Here is a 15,447-nt window from a genome sequence, read left to right as displayed (position 1 = left end):
CAGGTACACCCCGATCGGGATCAAGAAATCCAGCGCCGCGGCCACGAGCAGCGCGCAGGTCGCCAGCAGTGCCCGGCCCGGCCCGACATGCGAGCTGGCGATCACGCTCATACCCGACATCATGATGAACAGGTTCGGGTTGATGACCGCGAGACCGAGCCCGGCCACCAGCACTCGGCGCGGTCCTGCGTCGCGCAGTTCGTCCAGCAACCGCGGCCGGCCGTTGCCCGCGCGGCGCGGGCGTAGGGCGAGCACGGCCCCACCCGCCAGGAACAGCAGGCCGATCAGCAGTCCCGCCACCGATGACGCCCGGTGCGAGGTCGACCCCTCGCCGGTCGCGCCGCCGAGCAGAGCGGAGAGCGCGATCAGGAAGTAGACGAATACGAAGGCGCTGCCGAAGACCAGCGGATTGCGGACCGGCCGGCCCGATCGCAGCAGCAGAATGCAGCCGGCGATGGCGCCGGGGGTCACGAGCAATCCCAGGATCTCCGGCAGAAGCTGCACCGCCAGGTCGCTCATACCGACTCCTCGTCTCCACGGCACGCCGGGAATCGCGGCGCCGGGGCCCGGGCGTCCGCCCCCCGACTGTCGCGCGGTTACCGCCGTCCCGCCTCACCCGAACCGGGTGAGCGGGCCGGCCCGCCGCGGTTTCACCCGAATCGGATGAGGCGACGGGACGACGACACGGCGAGGGTGGCCGGTATGACGAATGAGCGCTTGGGCCCCGTCGAGCTGGCCGTACTGGCATTTCCCGGTAGCCGGATCGCGCCTCCGGTGGTCGACGCGCTGCGGGAGGTGGTGGCCAATCGGGACGCCACGATTATCGATCTGATCTATCTCGCGAAGGCCGAGGGCGGCGATATCCTGCAGCTCGAGGTGGACGAATCCTTGGCCGACGTGGGTCTCGACGGACTGGATGTCGACCCACGCGGCCTGGTCAGCGATGCCGACCTCGATATCGTGCGCGAGACCATGGAACCGGGAACATCGGCGGTGGTGGTGGTCTACGAGCAGACCTGGGCCCGCCGCCTGGGCGCCACGGTGGCCGAGGCCGGTGGCGAACTCGCCCTGCACGTCCAGATCCCGCGCGACGCCGTGGACGCGGCGCTCGCCGCATCCTGAGAAAGGAATCCCCATGGTCTTTCGAGGAGGGCGGGTGGGCCGGCCGGGTCTGCTCGGCACCATGGCCCGGACCGCGGTGGTAGCCGGGACGGCCCGCGCCACCACCAACGCGTTCGACCGGCGCGCCCAGCGGCGCAGCGCCGAACAGCAGGCCTACGCCCAGCAGCAGGAGGCCTACGCGGCGCCGCCGCCGCAGTACGCGCCGCCGCAGGCCGCGCCGGAAGGCGACGATATGGTCGCCAAACTGGAGAAACTCGGACAGCTGCACCAGTCGGGCGCGCTCTCGGACGAGGAGTTCGCCGCCGCCAAGGCCCAGCTGCTGCGCTGACCGCTACCGCGGGCTACAGGCCGTTGACGATCACCGCGTTGCAATCGGCGGCGGCCTGCCGCAGCGGGATGGCCGCCTGGTACTCCTCGGAGTCGTACCAGGCCCGGGCCGCCTCCGGCGATTCGAATTCCAGCACCACGGTCTGCGTGGCCGGCCACTCCCCTTCGAGGACCTGGGGTTTGGTGTCGATCGCCAGTACGGTGACGCCCTTGGCCATCGCCTTCGCCGCCGCCTTGCCGTACTCGGCCATACCCGCCGGGTCCTTGATCGACTCGGTCACGATGACATAGCCCTTGGCCATCCTGGTCTCCTTCACACGCGGATGAGCCGCTACCGGCTCCCCGACCGACCATACCCATAACGTGGTTTACGTTTGCGGATATCCCATATGCTGAAACAGCGAATCATGATCTTGCGCGCACCGGCGGTACCGGGTCACCTCTTGCCGTTACGGCGGAGCAGGTGGGGGCGCAGGCGGTTGAAGCCGCGGACGCGGACACTGCGCAGATTCTTGATATCGAACTCGCCGTCGTCGGTGAGTTCGGCCGCCGCGCCGTCGTCGACCAGGATCGTGCCCGGCCGGGCGACACCGGTCAGCCGGGAGGCCATATTGACCGTGGACCCGTACAGATCACCGAATCGCTGCAGGACCGGGCCGTAGGCCAGGGCGACCCGGAGTTCCGGGGTGGTACCGACGGTCATCGTGGACTCCTGGATCTCCAGGGCGATCCGCGCCGCGATGGCCGGTGATTCGGCGGCGAACATCACTTCGTCGCCGACGTTCTTGATCACCCAGCCGCCGTTCTCCGCGATCGCGGCGGTGGTGGTGGATTCGAACGCCTCCAGCAGCGTGGAGAGTTCATCGGGGTGCAGATGCCGGGTGAGGCGGGTGTAGCCGACCATATCGGCGAAACCGACGGCGAGGGTCCTGGTCGAATCATGGGTGGGACCGGTGTCCTCCAGTTGCCGGGTCAGCGCCGCGTCGAGATGACGCCGCCACGCGTAGGACAGCAGGGTCTCGATCAGCTCCACCGTCTCGGCGGTCGCGGTGCGCACGATTTCGTCGGGGTCGGCCCCGGGCTCCGCGGCCGCGATCCGCCGATCGATCTCCTTCACGACGAGGTCGACCTGCCATTCGGCGAGCCGCGCCAGGGTCTGGCCGATGGTGCGCGCGGTCGCGGCCTGCTGCCGGATATCGGCGGAGGCCAGCGCACCCACCTCTTTGAATCGATGAATGGCGGTGATATCGGCATCGGTGTAGTCGCGGGCGTCATCGCTGTCGCTGGACGGAAAACCCAGCGAGACCCACAACCGGCGCGCCACCTCCGGGGTGACCCCGGCCAGCTCGGCCACCTCGCGACGGTTGTAGCGGCGGCTGCCGGAGAGCAGATGCTCCTCCGCGGCCGACCGCACCAGTTCGGACCTGTCCTGCGACACCATGGGCGAAACCTTACGGCGCGGCCGCCGCCCCGACCGCGACCTCGGAGTATCGGGCCGTGATATGCGTCATGTTCGTCTCGGTCGCCCGGCCGGGCTATCGAGCCGCGGCCACCGGCCCCGCATCGGGGACCGGGATCTCCGCGGGCGGTTCGACCGGCCGGACGGTGACGCGCGGCGCGGCCGGAGGTCCGGTGGGGGGCGGCGCGGGAGCCTGCGCGGGTTGCGGGCTCGGCGTCGCCGGCTGCGCCGACGGGGCGGCAGGGGCGGGCGTCTCCGCGAGCGGCGGTGCGGGGGGACCGGAGTCCGGGGCCGGGCCGGGGTTCGCGGGCTGGGGTGATGTTCCGGGTGCACCCTGGGCGTCCGGCCCGGGCGCCGGCTGCGCCTCGGGCACCGCCCCGGAACCAGGTGCCGGTGCCTCCCCGGGACCGGGTGCCGGAGCCGGGCCGGGGCCGGGTGCCGGAGCCGGGCCGGGGCCGGGTTCTTCGCCGGCCGCCGGGTTCTCCGGGCGGGCAGGCGCGGGGTCCTGGGCGGGGGCGGGCACCGGTGCCGGTTCCGGGAACAGCGGGCGGTCGGTGGGCAGGTTGATGAAACTCGGCGCGGACGGGTCCAGCGCGAGATGCTGCGGTTTGAGTTCGGTGTCGTTGAGCATGGGCCGGAAGGCCAGCGCCTTGGGCGCGTTGGCGGCGAACACGTCCAGCCGCAGCCGGTGCCCCGGCTCGAGAGCCGCCTGGGTGGGGATCACCGCGATATCCAGTGCCACCGGCTCTCCCGGGCGTACGGGCAGCACGCTGTCCAGCGTGATCGGGTTGTGCGGGGCGGTGAGATCGCCGTTCGGCGAGCGGGTGCTGCGCGATTCGTCGACCGCGCGCAGCGATGCGGTGAGCTGGCCGGTGCTCAGCACCTTGGAGACACCGTCGGGCGAGACATCGTTGACCGTCACGCTCCAGTAGCCGTCGGAGGCGTCGTGCACCGTGTTCAGGTGCACGTTGATCGGTCCGGACAGCACCGTCCGCTCGGCCACCGGCGCGCTGGTGAAGGTGAGGGCGCCGAGTTCGGCGATCCGGGAATCCTTGGCGCACGCGTCGATCACCGCGGCCAGCCCGGCCGAACCCTGCGCGGTATCCCGCGAGCACACCGTGGACAGCCCGGGCGCCACGGTGAGCCGCTCCTTCGACTCCGCCCCGGGCACCAGCGACCCGTCGTGCAGGCTGGCATCCGTCGAACCGCTGGGGTCGGCGGACAGATACACCCGCCGGTGTGTCATACCGGGCTGCGGGAACTCCTTCAGCTGGATCCAGCCACCGCCCTGCTCCCAGACGATCACCGGCCCGTACCCGGTGATGCCGTTGTCGATGTCCTTGAGCCAGTGGTCGAACCAGGCCCGCTGCAGTACATCCAGCCGTGGCGGCGACCCCGGGTTACCGGTGCCCGCACCGGGATTGGCGTGATAGGTGTCGCCCACCAGGAGCTGTTTGCGGCCCGGCGGCAGCGGGATGTCGTTGTAGAGGGTGGTCGCGCTGTTGGCGAAGATATCGTGCCAGCCGCCGTAGACGAAGGTGGGGACGGTGATCTTCTCCGGCTGCCCCATGATGCCCTGCCGGAACGGGCTGTCGTCGTCGAGTGCGGCGGCCAGGGTCGGCGGCATATTCTTCAATGACGGGGTGAGCAGCGACTGCGCGAGCAGATCGTAGTTCGTCGCCGGATCGGCCAATCTGTCGCGCAGCCACTGCCAGTCGAAGTTGCCGTTGAGAATGGCCTGGAAATCCGGCATGAGTTTGGCCTGGTTCACCTGGTTGAGCCACAGCGGCAGGAAGGTCACTCCCACACCGCCGCCCGGGGCCACCACATCGCGCATGAGATCGCTGCCGGGTTCGACCGGGAAGATGGCCTGCAGCGGTTTCGGCGCGTTCTCCGCGGCGCGCAACTGGTTGATCCCGGAATACGAGCCACCGCTCATGGCGACCCGGCCGTTGGACCACGGTTGCGCCGCCGACCATTCGATGACCTCGCGGGTGTCGAGTTGTTCGCGGGCCCCGAGGGTGTCCCACAATCCCTGCGACTGCCCGGTACCGCGAACGTCCACCGAGACCACGGTGTATCCACCGTGCACCAGTTTGCGGTCCAGCCCCAGCACGGTGGCCACGGTGCCGCCGTCCAGCGCGTGCAGCAGATCCTCGAACCCGCTGATCGGCGTGCCGGACAGGTTGATGCGGCGCACCAGGTCCATGGTGAAGCGCTGCGCCTCGGCATTGTTCATCGCCGAATCGATGAGGTTGCTCATCATCTTCGAGTACGGCGTCATCGTGACGATGGTGGGCAGCGGCTTCGTCTCGACCTGGTCGCCGGCGTGCGCCGGCCGATACACGTCGGCCTTGAGGACCACCCCGTCACTCATGGTGAGGTGCACGTCCTTGTCGATATGCACCTCGGGATAGGGCTGTGGGCCGTCGTGGGTCTCGGTCCACTGCTGGGCCATCTCCCCGGGGGAGACGGCGGGAGCGGTATCGCGGTGCACCGGCTGGCGGCCGGGTAGCACCAGAATCAGTACGGCGGTCAGGACCATCACGGTGCCGGCGGACGCGGCCGCGATCCCGTGAACCCGGTACAGCCGCATGAAAAAACCTCCACCTCGTGGTTCCGGTTTCGCGCACAGGTGCCGCCGACGATAGCAATACGCTCTTGCCGAATCGGGTATCGACGCGCTGACCCGCCGGAGCGAGAGTTCCGGCGGGGCCGGAGATCACACGGGTGGAATGGGAGGTACCGGCGAAAGGTACTCCGCCGGAATCGATTCAGGCCGCGCGTCGGGCTCGCAGGACCAAGTCCTTGATCTGGTGGCCGGCGGCCGGGCGATTACGATCGCGCCGATCGTCCACCTCTACGGTCCACTCGTCACCGAGTAGCGCGCGGACCTCGCCGGGGGTGTAGAAGGCAGACGGGTCGAAGTTGTGCTCATTTTCGTGGTGCGGCGGAAACTCGGTGGGGTCATGGCCTACGAACAGCAGCGTTCCCCCCGGCGCCACGGCGTCGATCAGCACGCGCACGGCGGCGTGGGCGTTATCGCGTTCGATCGGGAAGTAGTGCGCCGAAACCAGGTCGAACGCGCTCGCCGGCAGCGGGTCGGTGGTGATGTCGGCGCGCTGCCAGGTGATATCCGGATGGCCGGGCGAAGCGGCGCGATCCAGCGCCACCTGCGAGATGTCCACGGCGGTCACCTGCCAACCCCGTTCGGCGAGCCAATACGCATCGGCGCCCTCACCGCAACCGAGGTCCAGCACTCGTCCCGGTGTCATCCCGGTCACCTCCGTGACCAGCGCGTCGTTGGGAAGACCGCTGAACTTCTGCTCTTCCCCGCTGTACATATCGTCCCAGAACTGCTGGTCCATGCTTATTGCTCCTGCTCTCGTCGAGGGGTCACCACCCAGCATCCGCGCAACAGCCCAACTTGACAAATTTATTTGCCATATCTGCAATAGAAGCATGAATCCGGAGTTCGGCGATGTCATCGATGCGATCGGCCCGCGCCTGCGCGACCTGCGCCGCCGCAACGGCACCACGCTGGCGGCCCTCTCCGAGGTCACCGGCATCCCGGTGAGCACCCTGTCGCGGCTCGAATCCGGCCAGCGCAAACCGAGCCTCGAACTACTGCTCCCGCTGGCCAAGGCGCATCAGGTCCCACTCGACGAACTGGTCGACGCGCCGGAGACCGGGGATCCCCGCGTCCACACCCGGCCCGTCACCCGGGGCGGCCAGACATTCATCCCGCTCACCCGTAAACCGGGCGGCCTGCAGGCCTACAAGCAGATCCTCTCCGGCCGCGCCTCCGCCGAACCCGACCCCCGGACCCACGAGGGCTACCACTGGCTCTACGTACTCAACGGCAAACTCCGCCTGATCCTGGGCGACCGGGATATGACCCTGATGCCGGGCGAGGTGGCCGAATTCGACACCCATCTCCCGCACTGGTTCGGCAACGCCGACGAGAACCCGGTGGAGTACCTGAGCATCTACGGGCCGCAGGGTGAACGATTCCATATCAAAGCGCGCTATCGCCCGTCATAAGTTTTCACACCGCCCCTACGCTGGGAAAACATCGATAGTTACTTGTTCGTTATCGCAGTCGGCCGTGTCGTTTCCGGATCATCGCGCGATAACGCGAAATATGGCTTCCCGGGTTTGCAGGACCGACATATAGCTGTGGTGCATTTCCAACGCTGTTCGAGCAGTCGGTGATTATCCACCGCGATGCTGCGGTGAAAGTCGTTGTGATCCACCGGCGCTCGACCCGAGCACGGAGGACCGCAATTATGGATTCTGTACCGATACGTCAGCGCTGTGCCGCATTGGCCATTTTCGCCGCCGCGGCCGGCGCCATTCTCGGAACGATCACTCCCGCACCCGCCCAGGCCAAACCGGTCAGTGTGCCCGGCCTCGGCACCTTCGAAGTTCCCGATGAACTCCCACTGCCGGCCGGTTTCCCCGGTTTCGGCCTACCCCCCATCCCGCAGACGGCCCCCGCTCCCGCCACCGGCGACCTCGCGGTCGCGGCGGCCCGCAGCAAGCTCGGGGCGCCCTACGTCACCGGCGGCACCGGACCCAACAGCTTCGACTGCTCCGGGCTGGTGCAGTGGGCATACCAGCAGGCCGGCGTCCAGGTGCCGCGCACCAGCTGGTCCCAGCTGTCGGCCGGAACAGCGGTTCCACTCGATCAACTACGTGTCGGCGATGTGATCTCCTACAGCGGTGGCGGTCATTCCGCCCTGTATGCCGGGGAAGGTCAGGTGATCCACGCCGCGACGTCGACGGTGGAAATCTCTCCGATGTCGTATTCGCCCGTGGTCGGAGCACGCCGCTTCTGACCCGGGCCGCGTCGTGGTCCCGGTTACCGGCGGCAAGCCCAGACCACAGCCACGGGCCCACGGCGCATCCCGAACGGATCCACCGCCCGGCCCCACGCCGGGCGGTGGATCCGTTTCCGGATTCAGAGACGTTCGATGATGGTCGCGTTCGCCAGGCCGCCCGCCTCGCACATGGTCTGCAGGGCGTACCGGCCGCCGGTCTGCTCGAGATGGTTGACCATGGTCGCCAGGATCCGCACCCCCGAGGCGCCCAGCGGATGGCCGAGGGCGATCGCGCCACCGCGCGGGTTCAGCTTCTCCGGATCGGCGTTCAGCTCGTGCTGCCAGACCAGCGGCACCGGCGCGAACGCCTCGTTGACCTCGTAGGCGTCGATATCGTCGATGCTCAGACCGGCCCGGTCCAGCACCTTCTTCGACGCCGGAACCGGCGCGGTGAGCATGAGCAGCGGATCGTCGCCCAGCACCGCGAACGAATGGAACCGCGCCCGCGCCCGCAGCCCCAGCTTCGACGCCATCTGCTCGCTCATGATGAGCGCCGCCGACGCGCCGTCGGTGAGCGGCGAGGAGTTACCCGGCGTGATGGACCATTGGATCTCCGGGAACCGCTGCGTGTACTGCTCGTCGGCGAAGGCCGGCTTCAGCCCCGCCAGCTTCTCCGGCGTGGACCCGGCCCGGATGGTCTCGTCGGCCGTCAGTTCACCCGCCGCCACCAGCTCGTTGTCGAAACCGCCGGCCGCGGCCGTCTCGGCCGCCAGCCGGTGCGAACGCGCCGCGAACGCGTCCAGGGTGGCCCGGTCGAACTTCCAGCGGGCGGCCAGGATCTCCGCGGCGATCCCCTGCTGGATCAGGCCCTCGGGATAGCGGTGCGCGATCGGGCCGCGATTGGCGTCCTGACCCTGCGCGTTGGAGAACATGGGCACCCGGCTCATGGACTCCACACCGCAGGCGATGGCGATATCATAGGCGCCCGACATCACGCCCTGGGCCGCGAAATGAGCGGCCTGCTGGCTGGAACCGCACTGCCGGTCCACCGTGGTGGCGGGTACGGATTCGGGGAACCCGGCGGCGAGCACGGCGGTACGGGAGATATTGAACGCCTGCTCCCCGCTCTGCGTCACGCAGCCGCCCACGACATCGTCGACCAGCGCCGGGTCGAGGTCGTTGCGTTCGATCAGCTTCTCGAGCACTCCGGCGAGCAGGGTCGCGGGATGAACCCCCGACAACCCGCCGCCCATCTTGCCCTTCCCGGACGGCGTGCGAACCACATCGACGATGACGGCGGACTGCATAGTCCCTCCTGAAATGCTCGTTCCGGCCGGTCAAGTTAATGACCGTTCGATGCTAAGTTAACACGGATTCGCATCCCGGGACCAGCACCGGCCCACATTGCGACGGGTCACACGCGCGAGTCGAGCGATTCTCCTACGAGACGCACCAGCGCACGTGAGATGGCCGGGTTTCACGGCGAAGGTGTAACGCAGTCTTTCTGGCCCGGCCCGGGAAATGACGGCCGATCATTCGATCCGGCGGCGCGGCCGAGACCGGGCAGGCCACCGGCATGCAGTCGGACTCGATCCAGTTGGCGACGCACATCGGGGTCAGCGCCCGCCGACGGCCATTCCGCCCGGCACGGTCTCATTCCGCGCCCGCGTAGGGGTCGGTGAGTACGGTCGGCGTCTCGGCGACTTCCAGGACATCGCCGGGAAACCTGGGACCCGCGACGTAGAACCGGGCCCGGGTGCGACCCACCGGTTCCAGAATTTCCCGGCGGGTGAGGTCACGGAGGTCCCGTTGAGCCTGCTGTAGATTCAGGCCCTCGTTCTGTTCGTAGCGGCCTCGGCGAACCCGGCCCGACATCGCGACGTCGTGCAGGGCCGAGACCAGACGCTCGTCCAGCGCCGCACCGGCCGCGAACCCGGCCAGTTGTTCCCACACCCGCCCCGAACGGACTACACGCGCGTGCACGGTCTGCGCCTGCTGGTGGTATGCGACGAGGTTGAACCGGATCCACTCCGAAACATCCTGATCCGGGCGATAACTGCTGCCGCGTCGATTCAGGACCTGGTAGTACTCCCAGGTGTTGCCCGGTCGGCCGAGCCATGCCTCGATGGAAGAGAACTCGGGCGCGAGCACTCCTTCCCGCGCGATCATCAACGTTTGCAGCGAGCGCGACATTCGACCGTTCCCATCGGCCCAGGGATGGATCGATACGAGATGCAGGTGGGCCATCGCGGCGCGGACCAGCGGATGCGAGCCGTCGTCGGAATCGAGCCAGTCCACCATCTCGGCCATGAGTCCGGGCACCGATTCGGCATCGGGACCGGTGTACGCGGCAATACTAGGATCCCGGGCATCGGTTACATATACCGGCCCGTGTCGCCACTGCCCGGCCGGCTTGCGGTGTGAATGCCTGTGGCCCTGCAGCATCCAATGCAGGGCATTGAGCAAACCCTTTTCGAAAGCGAAGTCGCCGACATCGTGCAATGTCTGGATGTAGGTCATCATCTGCTGGTAGGCGAGGGTTTCGGACCGATTTTCCTCCGAGACGTCCACATCACGCTCGCCCGCCATCAGATCCTCCACATCGACCGTGGCGACCCGGAAGCCCTCGATGGAGTTCGACGCCGCCACCGCATCGGCGGTGAGGAACTTGCGCAATCCCCCTGCCCATCTGGCCGGCACCTTCTGCAGTTGGTGGCGGAGCCCGTCACGCATGCTGTCCACCTCGGACAAGACCTGTTCATCGCGGGTGGACAGCACAGGAGTCGGGAACAACATCCCCTGATGATAGGATGACGCAATCATTACGTCAACCACTTACCGCACCCGCTCCCACCCCCGCCGCTCCGGCCGTGACCCCAATTCCCGGTCACGGCTGCGATAGACGATATACGGCCTGGTCAGATACCCGATGGGCATGGAGAAGACATGCACCAGCCTGGTGAACGGCCAGAACGCGAACAGCACCCAGGCGGCCAGGGCGTGGAGCTGGAACCCGATCGGGGCGGCCAGGATCAGATCGGTGTCCGGGCGGAAGGACAGGATGGAGCGGAACCACGGGGACACCGTCTCCCGGTAGTCGTGCGGATGGTTGTTCGCGTTGTTGACCACCGTGGTGCCGAAACCCAGCACCAGCGTGCCGATCAGCAGCACGTACATGATCTTGTCGTTACCGGTGGTCGCGGAGAAGACGGGGCCGACGGTCCGGCGGCGGTAGATCAGGATCGCCGCTCCCGCGAGGGTGGCGACCCCGGCCAGTATCCCGAGAATGGTCGAGGCCGCGTGATAGACCGAATCGCCGATGCCGACGCTCTCGGTCCAGCCTTCGGGAATCAACAGGCCGACCACATGGCCGAGGATCACCAGCAGGATCCCGTAGTGGAACAGCGGACTGCCCAGCCGCAGCAGCCGGTTCTCGTAGAGCTGGGAGGAGCGGGTGGTCCAGCCGAATTTGTCGTAGCGGTAACGCCAGTAGTGGCCCACCAGGAAGATCGCGATGGACGCATAGGGCAGGGCCACCCACAGCAGGATGTCGAACGCGGTCAGGTCCGCACCGGCGGCGGCAAGTATGGAGTTCATCGATTCGCCTCCGTGTCTGCGGTGGCGCCGGGCCGGGGGCGCGCGACAACCGGGTCGGGGAGGTACTGGGGCGGGGTGAACGGGGCCAGGCCGACGGCCTCCTCCGGCGGGCCTTCGGCGATGAGCCGGGCGACGGCGTCCGATTCGGGGCCCACCAGCGGGGGCAGGGTCGCGGTCACCGATTCGAGTACGTCCGCCCAGGGCGATCCCGAATCACGCAGCCCCCGGCGCATCACTTCCAGACCGGCCCGGTGATCGGTGAGCAGCCGCAATCCGGTTTCGGCGTTATCCGAGGCGGCGAACTCCAGCACCACCGACAGGTGGTCGGGTAGTTCCTCGTCGGAGAGCTTCAATCCGGCGTCGCGGTAGGCCTGTTTGAAACGCAGCAGGGCGATACCGCGTTTACGGGTGTCGCCGTAGGCGAAGTAGGTGAGATACGGGCTGAACTTCTTGCGGTGGTCGAAGGTCGCCACGTAGTCGGCGGCGAGTTCGAACACCGACCTGGTCCGCACATGACCCAGGAACCGCGTGAGCGGGGCCCCGACCGGCGGGGGTAGCGTCGCCGCGACGGCGCCCAGGAGATCCATGGTGCGGCGCAGCGATTCGTCCGGATACCCGAGCAGCAGCGACTGCACCTGCCAGGCCGCCGCGCGGGTCGCCGGATCGAGGGCTTTCGACCGGGCCGCCCTCATCGCGGCGGCTCCACGTCGCCGGTTTCCGGATCGGACCGCTCCGGCGGGAAGAGCCCGTCCGGGACCCTCCCGTCCCAGTTGAGCAGATTCACCCGCCCGCGCCCGCCGACGCTGGTCGCGGTATCGGCGGTCTGGCGGTTGCGCAGCATCCGGAAGTTCTCCACCGCGATCGGCGATACCCCGCCCGAACTCTCCCCGAACGGCCCGGAACCGGTCATCCCCGGACCGCCCTCGTAGTCCAGGCTGCATTCGGTGGCGAGTTCTTCCAGGCCGTGCGCCGATTCGGTGTGCGCGGGTGGAATCACATAGCGTTCGTCGTATTTCGCCAGCGCGAGCAGCCGGAACATATCGTAGATCTGCTCGCCGGTCATACCGGCCGCGGCCGCGATCTCTTCCCGGGGCTCCCGGCCGAGATTGATATCGCGCATATAGCTGCGCATGGCCGCCAGCCGGCGCAGTACCGCGGTCACCGGTCCGGGATCCCCGGCGGTGAACAGCTGGGCGAGATAGTCCACCGGAATTCGCAGCGCCTCGATCGCGGCGAAAAGATTGCCGTAATCCTCCGCGTCGTGTCCGGTGTCCCGGACGATATCGACCACCGGCGACAACGGCGGGATATACCAGACCATAGGCATCGTCCGGTATTCCGGATGCAACGGCAGCGCGACCTTGTAGGTATTGATCAGCGAGTAGATCGGCGAGCGATCGGCGGCCTCCACCCAATCCCACGGGATACCGGCGCGTTCGGCCTCCCGCCGCACCTCCGGATCGGCGGGGTCGAGGAAAACCTCCCGCTGTGCCTCGTAGAGCCCCTGCTCGTCCGGTGTGGCCGCGGCCTCCAGTACCTTGTCGGCGTCGTAGAGAACGAGCCCGATATAGCGCAGCCGGCCCACACAGGTTTCGGCGCAGACGGTCGGCAATCCGACCTCCACCCGCGGGAAACAGAAGGTACATTTCTCGGCTTTGCCGGTGCGATGGTTGAAATAGACCTTCTTGTACGGACAGCCGGAAACGCACATCCGCCAGCCCCGGCAGCGGTCCTGGTCCACCAGGACGATGCCGTCCTCGCTGCGCTTGTAGATCGCGCCCGAGGGACACGACGCGGCGCAGGACGGATTCAGGCAGTGTTCACAGATGCGGGGCAGATAGAACATGAAGGTCTGCTCGAATTCGAAACGCACCTTCTCGGCCAATTTGCCCAGCAGCGGGTCGCGATCGCCGTATTCGGTGGCGCCGCCGAGATCGTCGTCCCAGTTCGCCGACCATTCGATTTTCGTATCCTCGCCGGTGATCAGCGATTTCGGCCGGGCCACCGGGGTATGCCGCTGGGCGGGGGCGGCGGTGAGGTTCTCGTAGTCGTAGGTCCAGGGCTCGTAATAGTCACTCAACGCGGGCAGGATCGGATTGCTGAATATCGAGGCCAGTTTGCGCAGCCGGCCGCCGCCCCGGAGTTCGAGCCGGCCCTTCCGGTTGCGGATCCAGCCCCCGCGCCATTTGTCCTGATCCTCGTAAGTACGCGGATACCCCTGGCCCGGACGGGTTTCCACATTGTTGAACCACACGTATTCCACGCCCGACCGGTTCGTCCACGCCTGTTTACAGGTGACCGAACAGGTATGGCAGCCGATGCATTTGTCGAGGTTCATCACCATCGCCATCTGGGCCATCACACGCATCAGTAGGTCACCTCCTGGCTGCGACGGCGGATCACGGTCACCTCGTCGCGTTGATTACCGGTGGGGCCGAGATAGTTGAACGCGAAACTGAGCTGGGCGTAGCCGCCGATCAGATGACTGGGTTTGACCAGCAGCCGGGTGAGCGAATTGTGGATACCACCGCGGTGGCCGGAGGTCTCGCTGATCGGCACATCGATCAGGCGGTCCTGCGCGTGGTACATGTACACGGTGCCGGCGGGCATCCGGTGCGAGACCACCGCCCGCGCCACCACCACGCCGTTGCGGTTGACCGCCTCCATCCATTCGTTGTCGGCGACCCCGATCGCCGCCGCGTCCCGCGGCGATATCCAGATCGTCGGGCCGCCCCGGGACAGGCTCAGCATGAACAGGTTGTCCTGATATTCGGAGTGGATGGACCATTTGCTGTGCGGGGTGAGATAGCGGACGGCCACGCCCAATTCGCTCGTGGAACCGAGCAGCGGCTCACCGAACAGCGCGGCCATGTTCAGCGGCGGGCGGTACACCGGCAGGCCCTCGCCGAGTTCGGTCATCCAGTCGTGGTCCAGATAGAAATGCTGGCGGCCGGTGAGGGTGTGCCAGGGTTTGCGGCGCTCGATATTGATGGTGAACGGTGAATAGCGGCGCCCACCGGTTTCCGATCCCGACCATTCCGGTGAGGTGATCACCGGGACGGGAGCGGCCTGGGTATCGGCGAAGGTGATCTGTTTGCCCTCGTGTTCGGCGGCCAGATCGGCCAGCCGGACCCCGGTGCGATGCTCGAGTTTCCGGAAACCCTCGGTGGCGAGGCGGCCGTTGGTGGTGCCCGACATCGCCAGAATGGCTTCGCAGGCCTGGATTCCGCGCCGCAGCGACGGCCGTCCGTCGGCCGGGCCACCGCGCTCGACACCGTTCTTGTGCCGCAGATACTCGACTTCGGGACCGAGATCGAAGGTGACGCCCTTGGTGGTGGCGCCGAGTTTCTCCGCGAGCGGGCCGAGTGACCGCATCTTGGCGGCGACGGCGCCGTAATCCCGCTCCACCACCACCAATTTCGGCATGGTCACACCCGGGATGGGTTCGGCGTCGCCGTGTTTCCAGTCGAGCACCCGCCCGTGCGGGGTGGCCAGTTCGTCGGGGGTGTCGTGCAACAGCGGTACCGCGACCACGTCCTTGCGCACCCCCAGACGTGGCCCGGCGAGTTCGCTGAACTTCTCGGCGATGGCCTGGAAGGCATCCCAATCGGTGCGGGTCTGCCACGGCGGGGCGATCGCCGGATTGAACGAATGCACGAACGGGTGCATATCGGTGGTGTTCAGGTCGTGCTTCTCGTACCAGGTGGCGGCGGGCAGCACGATATCGGAGAACAGGGTGGTGCTGGTCATCCGGAAATCCAGGGTCAGCAGCAGATCCAGTTTGCCGCGCGGGGCGTCCGGCCGCCACACCACATCACGGGGGCGGGCGCCGGCCGGGGTCTGGGTGGCCCGCAGCGACGATTCGGTGCCGAGCAGATGTTCGAGAAAGTACTCGTTGCCCTTGGCCGAGGACCCGAGCAGGTTCGCCCGCCACACGCTCAGCACCCGGGGGAAGTTCTCGGGCGCGTCGGGATCCTCGCAGGCGAAGCGCATCCGCCCGGAACGCAGTTCCGACACCACATAGCCGGCCAGCGACCCGCCCTCGGCTTCGGCGGCGTCGACCAGATCCAGCGGATTGCGGTCGAAGGTCGGATAGGACGGCATCCAGCCCAGCCGGGC

The 15,447-nt window shown here is 67.6% G+C and carries 15 protein-coding genes; 4 read left to right on the top strand and 11 right to left on the bottom strand.

Annotated features, from left to right (window positions below; all coding sequences use genetic code 11):
- Positions 1-519 (bottom strand): GAP family protein (locus tag ACWDU1_RS16645; RefSeq protein WP_449999369.1); only part of this gene is annotated, 519 nt, incomplete at its 3' end.
- 183 nt (positions 520-702) lie between these two features.
- Here ACWDU1_RS16645 and ACWDU1_RS16640 point away from each other — a divergent pair.
- Both ACWDU1_RS16640 and ACWDU1_RS16635 read left to right on the top strand, forming a co-directional pair.
- On the top strand, positions 703-1,122 hold the full coding sequence (locus tag ACWDU1_RS16640) for a DUF6325 family protein (protein ID WP_449999368.1): 420 nt from the start codon (positions 703-705) through the stop codon (positions 1,120-1,122).
- Positions 1,123-1,135: 13 nt separating this feature from the next.
- Positions 1,136-1,450, top strand: coding sequence for an SHOCT domain-containing protein (locus ACWDU1_RS16635; protein ID WP_449999366.1), 315 nt, complete (start codon positions 1,136-1,138; stop codon positions 1,448-1,450).
- 13 nt (positions 1,451-1,463) lie between these two features.
- On the opposite strand, the gene ACWDU1_RS16630 is transcribed toward ACWDU1_RS16635, so the two are convergent.
- From ACWDU1_RS16630 to ACWDU1_RS16615, 4 genes are all read right to left on the bottom strand, one after another.
- A complete protein-coding gene (locus ACWDU1_RS16630; RefSeq protein WP_449999371.1) occupies positions 1,464-1,751 on the bottom strand; it encodes a DUF1330 domain-containing protein in 288 nt (95 codons plus the stop codon).
- A gap of 134 nt (positions 1,752-1,885) precedes the next feature.
- On the bottom strand, positions 1,886-2,890 hold the full coding sequence (locus tag ACWDU1_RS16625) for an adenylate/guanylate cyclase domain-containing protein (protein ID WP_449999365.1): 1,005 nt from the start codon (positions 2,888-2,890) through the stop codon (positions 1,886-1,888).
- A gap of 94 nt (positions 2,891-2,984) precedes the next feature.
- Positions 2,985-5,504 (bottom strand): CocE/NonD family hydrolase, encoded by a 2,520-nt coding sequence (locus ACWDU1_RS16620; RefSeq protein WP_449999363.1) that lies wholly within the window; start codon positions 5,502-5,504, stop codon positions 2,985-2,987.
- A gap of 178 nt (positions 5,505-5,682) precedes the next feature.
- Positions 5,683-6,276 carry a class I SAM-dependent methyltransferase gene (locus tag ACWDU1_RS16615; RefSeq protein WP_449999362.1) on the bottom strand — a complete coding sequence of 198 codons (594 nt, stop codon included), beginning with the start codon at positions 6,274-6,276 and terminating at the stop codon, positions 5,683-5,685.
- 94 nt (positions 6,277-6,370) lie between these two features.
- Here ACWDU1_RS16615 and ACWDU1_RS16610 point away from each other — a divergent pair, with 94 nt between their 5' ends.
- Both ACWDU1_RS16610 and ACWDU1_RS16605 read left to right on the top strand, forming a co-directional pair.
- Positions 6,371-6,952, top strand: a complete 582-nt coding sequence (locus tag ACWDU1_RS16610) for a helix-turn-helix domain-containing protein (protein ID WP_449999361.1) — start codon at positions 6,371-6,373, stop codon at positions 6,950-6,952.
- 245 nt (positions 6,953-7,197) lie between these two features.
- The gene (locus ACWDU1_RS16605) at positions 7,198-7,749 is read left to right on the top strand and encodes a C40 family peptidase (RefSeq protein WP_449999359.1); all 552 of its coding nucleotides are present in this window, start codon (positions 7,198-7,200) and stop codon (positions 7,747-7,749) included.
- 122 nt (positions 7,750-7,871) lie between these two features.
- Here the strand turns inward: ACWDU1_RS16605 and ACWDU1_RS16600 are convergent, their stop codons facing one another.
- From ACWDU1_RS16600 to ACWDU1_RS16575, 6 genes are all read right to left on the bottom strand, one after another.
- Positions 7,872-9,038, bottom strand: a complete 1,167-nt coding sequence (locus tag ACWDU1_RS16600) for a thiolase family protein (RefSeq protein ID WP_449999357.1) — start codon at positions 9,036-9,038, stop codon at positions 7,872-7,874.
- A 346-nt stretch (positions 9,039-9,384) separates the two neighbouring features.
- A complete protein-coding gene (locus tag ACWDU1_RS16595) occupies positions 9,385-10,527 on the bottom strand; it encodes a Fic family protein (RefSeq protein WP_449999355.1) in 1,143 nt (380 codons plus the stop codon).
- A gap of 39 nt (positions 10,528-10,566) precedes the next feature.
- Entirely contained in the window at positions 10,567-11,328 is a 762-nt protein-coding gene (gene narI / locus ACWDU1_RS16590; protein ID WP_449999353.1) for a respiratory nitrate reductase subunit gamma, read from the bottom strand.
- Positions 11,325-12,020 (bottom strand): nitrate reductase molybdenum cofactor assembly chaperone, encoded by a 696-nt coding sequence (narJ, locus tag ACWDU1_RS16585; RefSeq protein ID WP_449999351.1) that lies wholly within the window; start codon positions 12,018-12,020, stop codon positions 11,325-11,327. Before narJ ends, narI begins: the two co-directional genes overlap by 4 nt.
- The gene (gene narH / locus ACWDU1_RS16580) at positions 12,017-13,696 is read right to left on the bottom strand and encodes a nitrate reductase subunit beta (protein ID WP_449999349.1); all 1,680 of its coding nucleotides are present in this window, start codon (positions 13,694-13,696) and stop codon (positions 12,017-12,019) included. The genes narJ and narH overlap by 4 nt, the downstream gene beginning before the upstream one ends.
- Positions 13,696-15,447, bottom strand: a 1,752-nt coding sequence (locus ACWDU1_RS16575) for a molybdopterin dinucleotide binding domain-containing protein (RefSeq protein ID WP_449999347.1), incomplete at its 5' end; no start/stop codon positions are given. The genes narH and ACWDU1_RS16575, both read right to left, overlap by 1 nt.

It is taken from the genome of Nocardia sp. NPDC003345 (assembly GCF_053589395.1).
This window is presented reverse-complemented; position numbering and strand designations above follow the sequence as displayed.

Excerpts from the sequence above, each read along its gene's own strand:
- ACWDU1_RS16640 (WP_449999368.1), top strand. The coding sequence starts at position 703 with ATGACGAATGAGCGCTTGGGCCCCGTCGAGCTGGCCGTACTGGCATTT.
- ACWDU1_RS16625 (WP_449999365.1), bottom strand. The coding sequence starts at position 2,890 with ATGGTGTCGCAGGACAGGTCCGAACTGGTGCGGTCGGCCGCGGAGGAG.
- ACWDU1_RS16630 (WP_449999371.1), bottom strand. The coding sequence starts at position 1,751 with ATGGCCAAGGGCTATGTCATCGTGACCGAGTCGATCAAGGACCCGGCG.
- ACWDU1_RS16605 (WP_449999359.1), top strand. The coding sequence starts at position 7,198 with ATGGATTCTGTACCGATACGTCAGCGCTGTGCCGCATTGGCCATTTTC.
- ACWDU1_RS16635 (WP_449999366.1), top strand. The coding sequence starts at position 1,136 with ATGGTCTTTCGAGGAGGGCGGGTGGGCCGGCCGGGTCTGCTCGGCACC.
- ACWDU1_RS16620 (WP_449999363.1), bottom strand. The coding sequence starts at position 5,504 with ATGCGGCTGTACCGGGTTCACGGGATCGCGGCCGCGTCCGCCGGCACC.
- ACWDU1_RS16600 (WP_449999357.1), bottom strand. The coding sequence starts at position 9,038 with ATGCAGTCCGCCGTCATCGTCGATGTGGTTCGCACGCCGTCCGGGAAG.
- narH (WP_449999349.1), bottom strand. The coding sequence starts at position 13,696 with ATGCGTGTGATGGCCCAGATGGCGATGGTGATGAACCTCGACAAATGC.
- ACWDU1_RS16610 (WP_449999361.1), top strand. The coding sequence starts at position 6,371 with ATGAATCCGGAGTTCGGCGATGTCATCGATGCGATCGGCCCGCGCCTG.
- narI (WP_449999353.1), bottom strand. The coding sequence starts at position 11,328 with ATGAACTCCATACTTGCCGCCGCCGGTGCGGACCTGACCGCGTTCGAC.
- ACWDU1_RS16615 (WP_449999362.1), bottom strand. The coding sequence starts at position 6,276 with ATGGACCAGCAGTTCTGGGACGATATGTACAGCGGGGAAGAGCAGAAG.
- ACWDU1_RS16595 (WP_449999355.1), bottom strand. The coding sequence starts at position 10,527 with ATGTTGTTCCCGACTCCTGTGCTGTCCACCCGCGATGAACAGGTCTTG.
- narJ (WP_449999351.1), bottom strand. The coding sequence starts at position 12,020 with ATGAGGGCGGCCCGGTCGAAAGCCCTCGATCCGGCGACCCGCGCGGCG.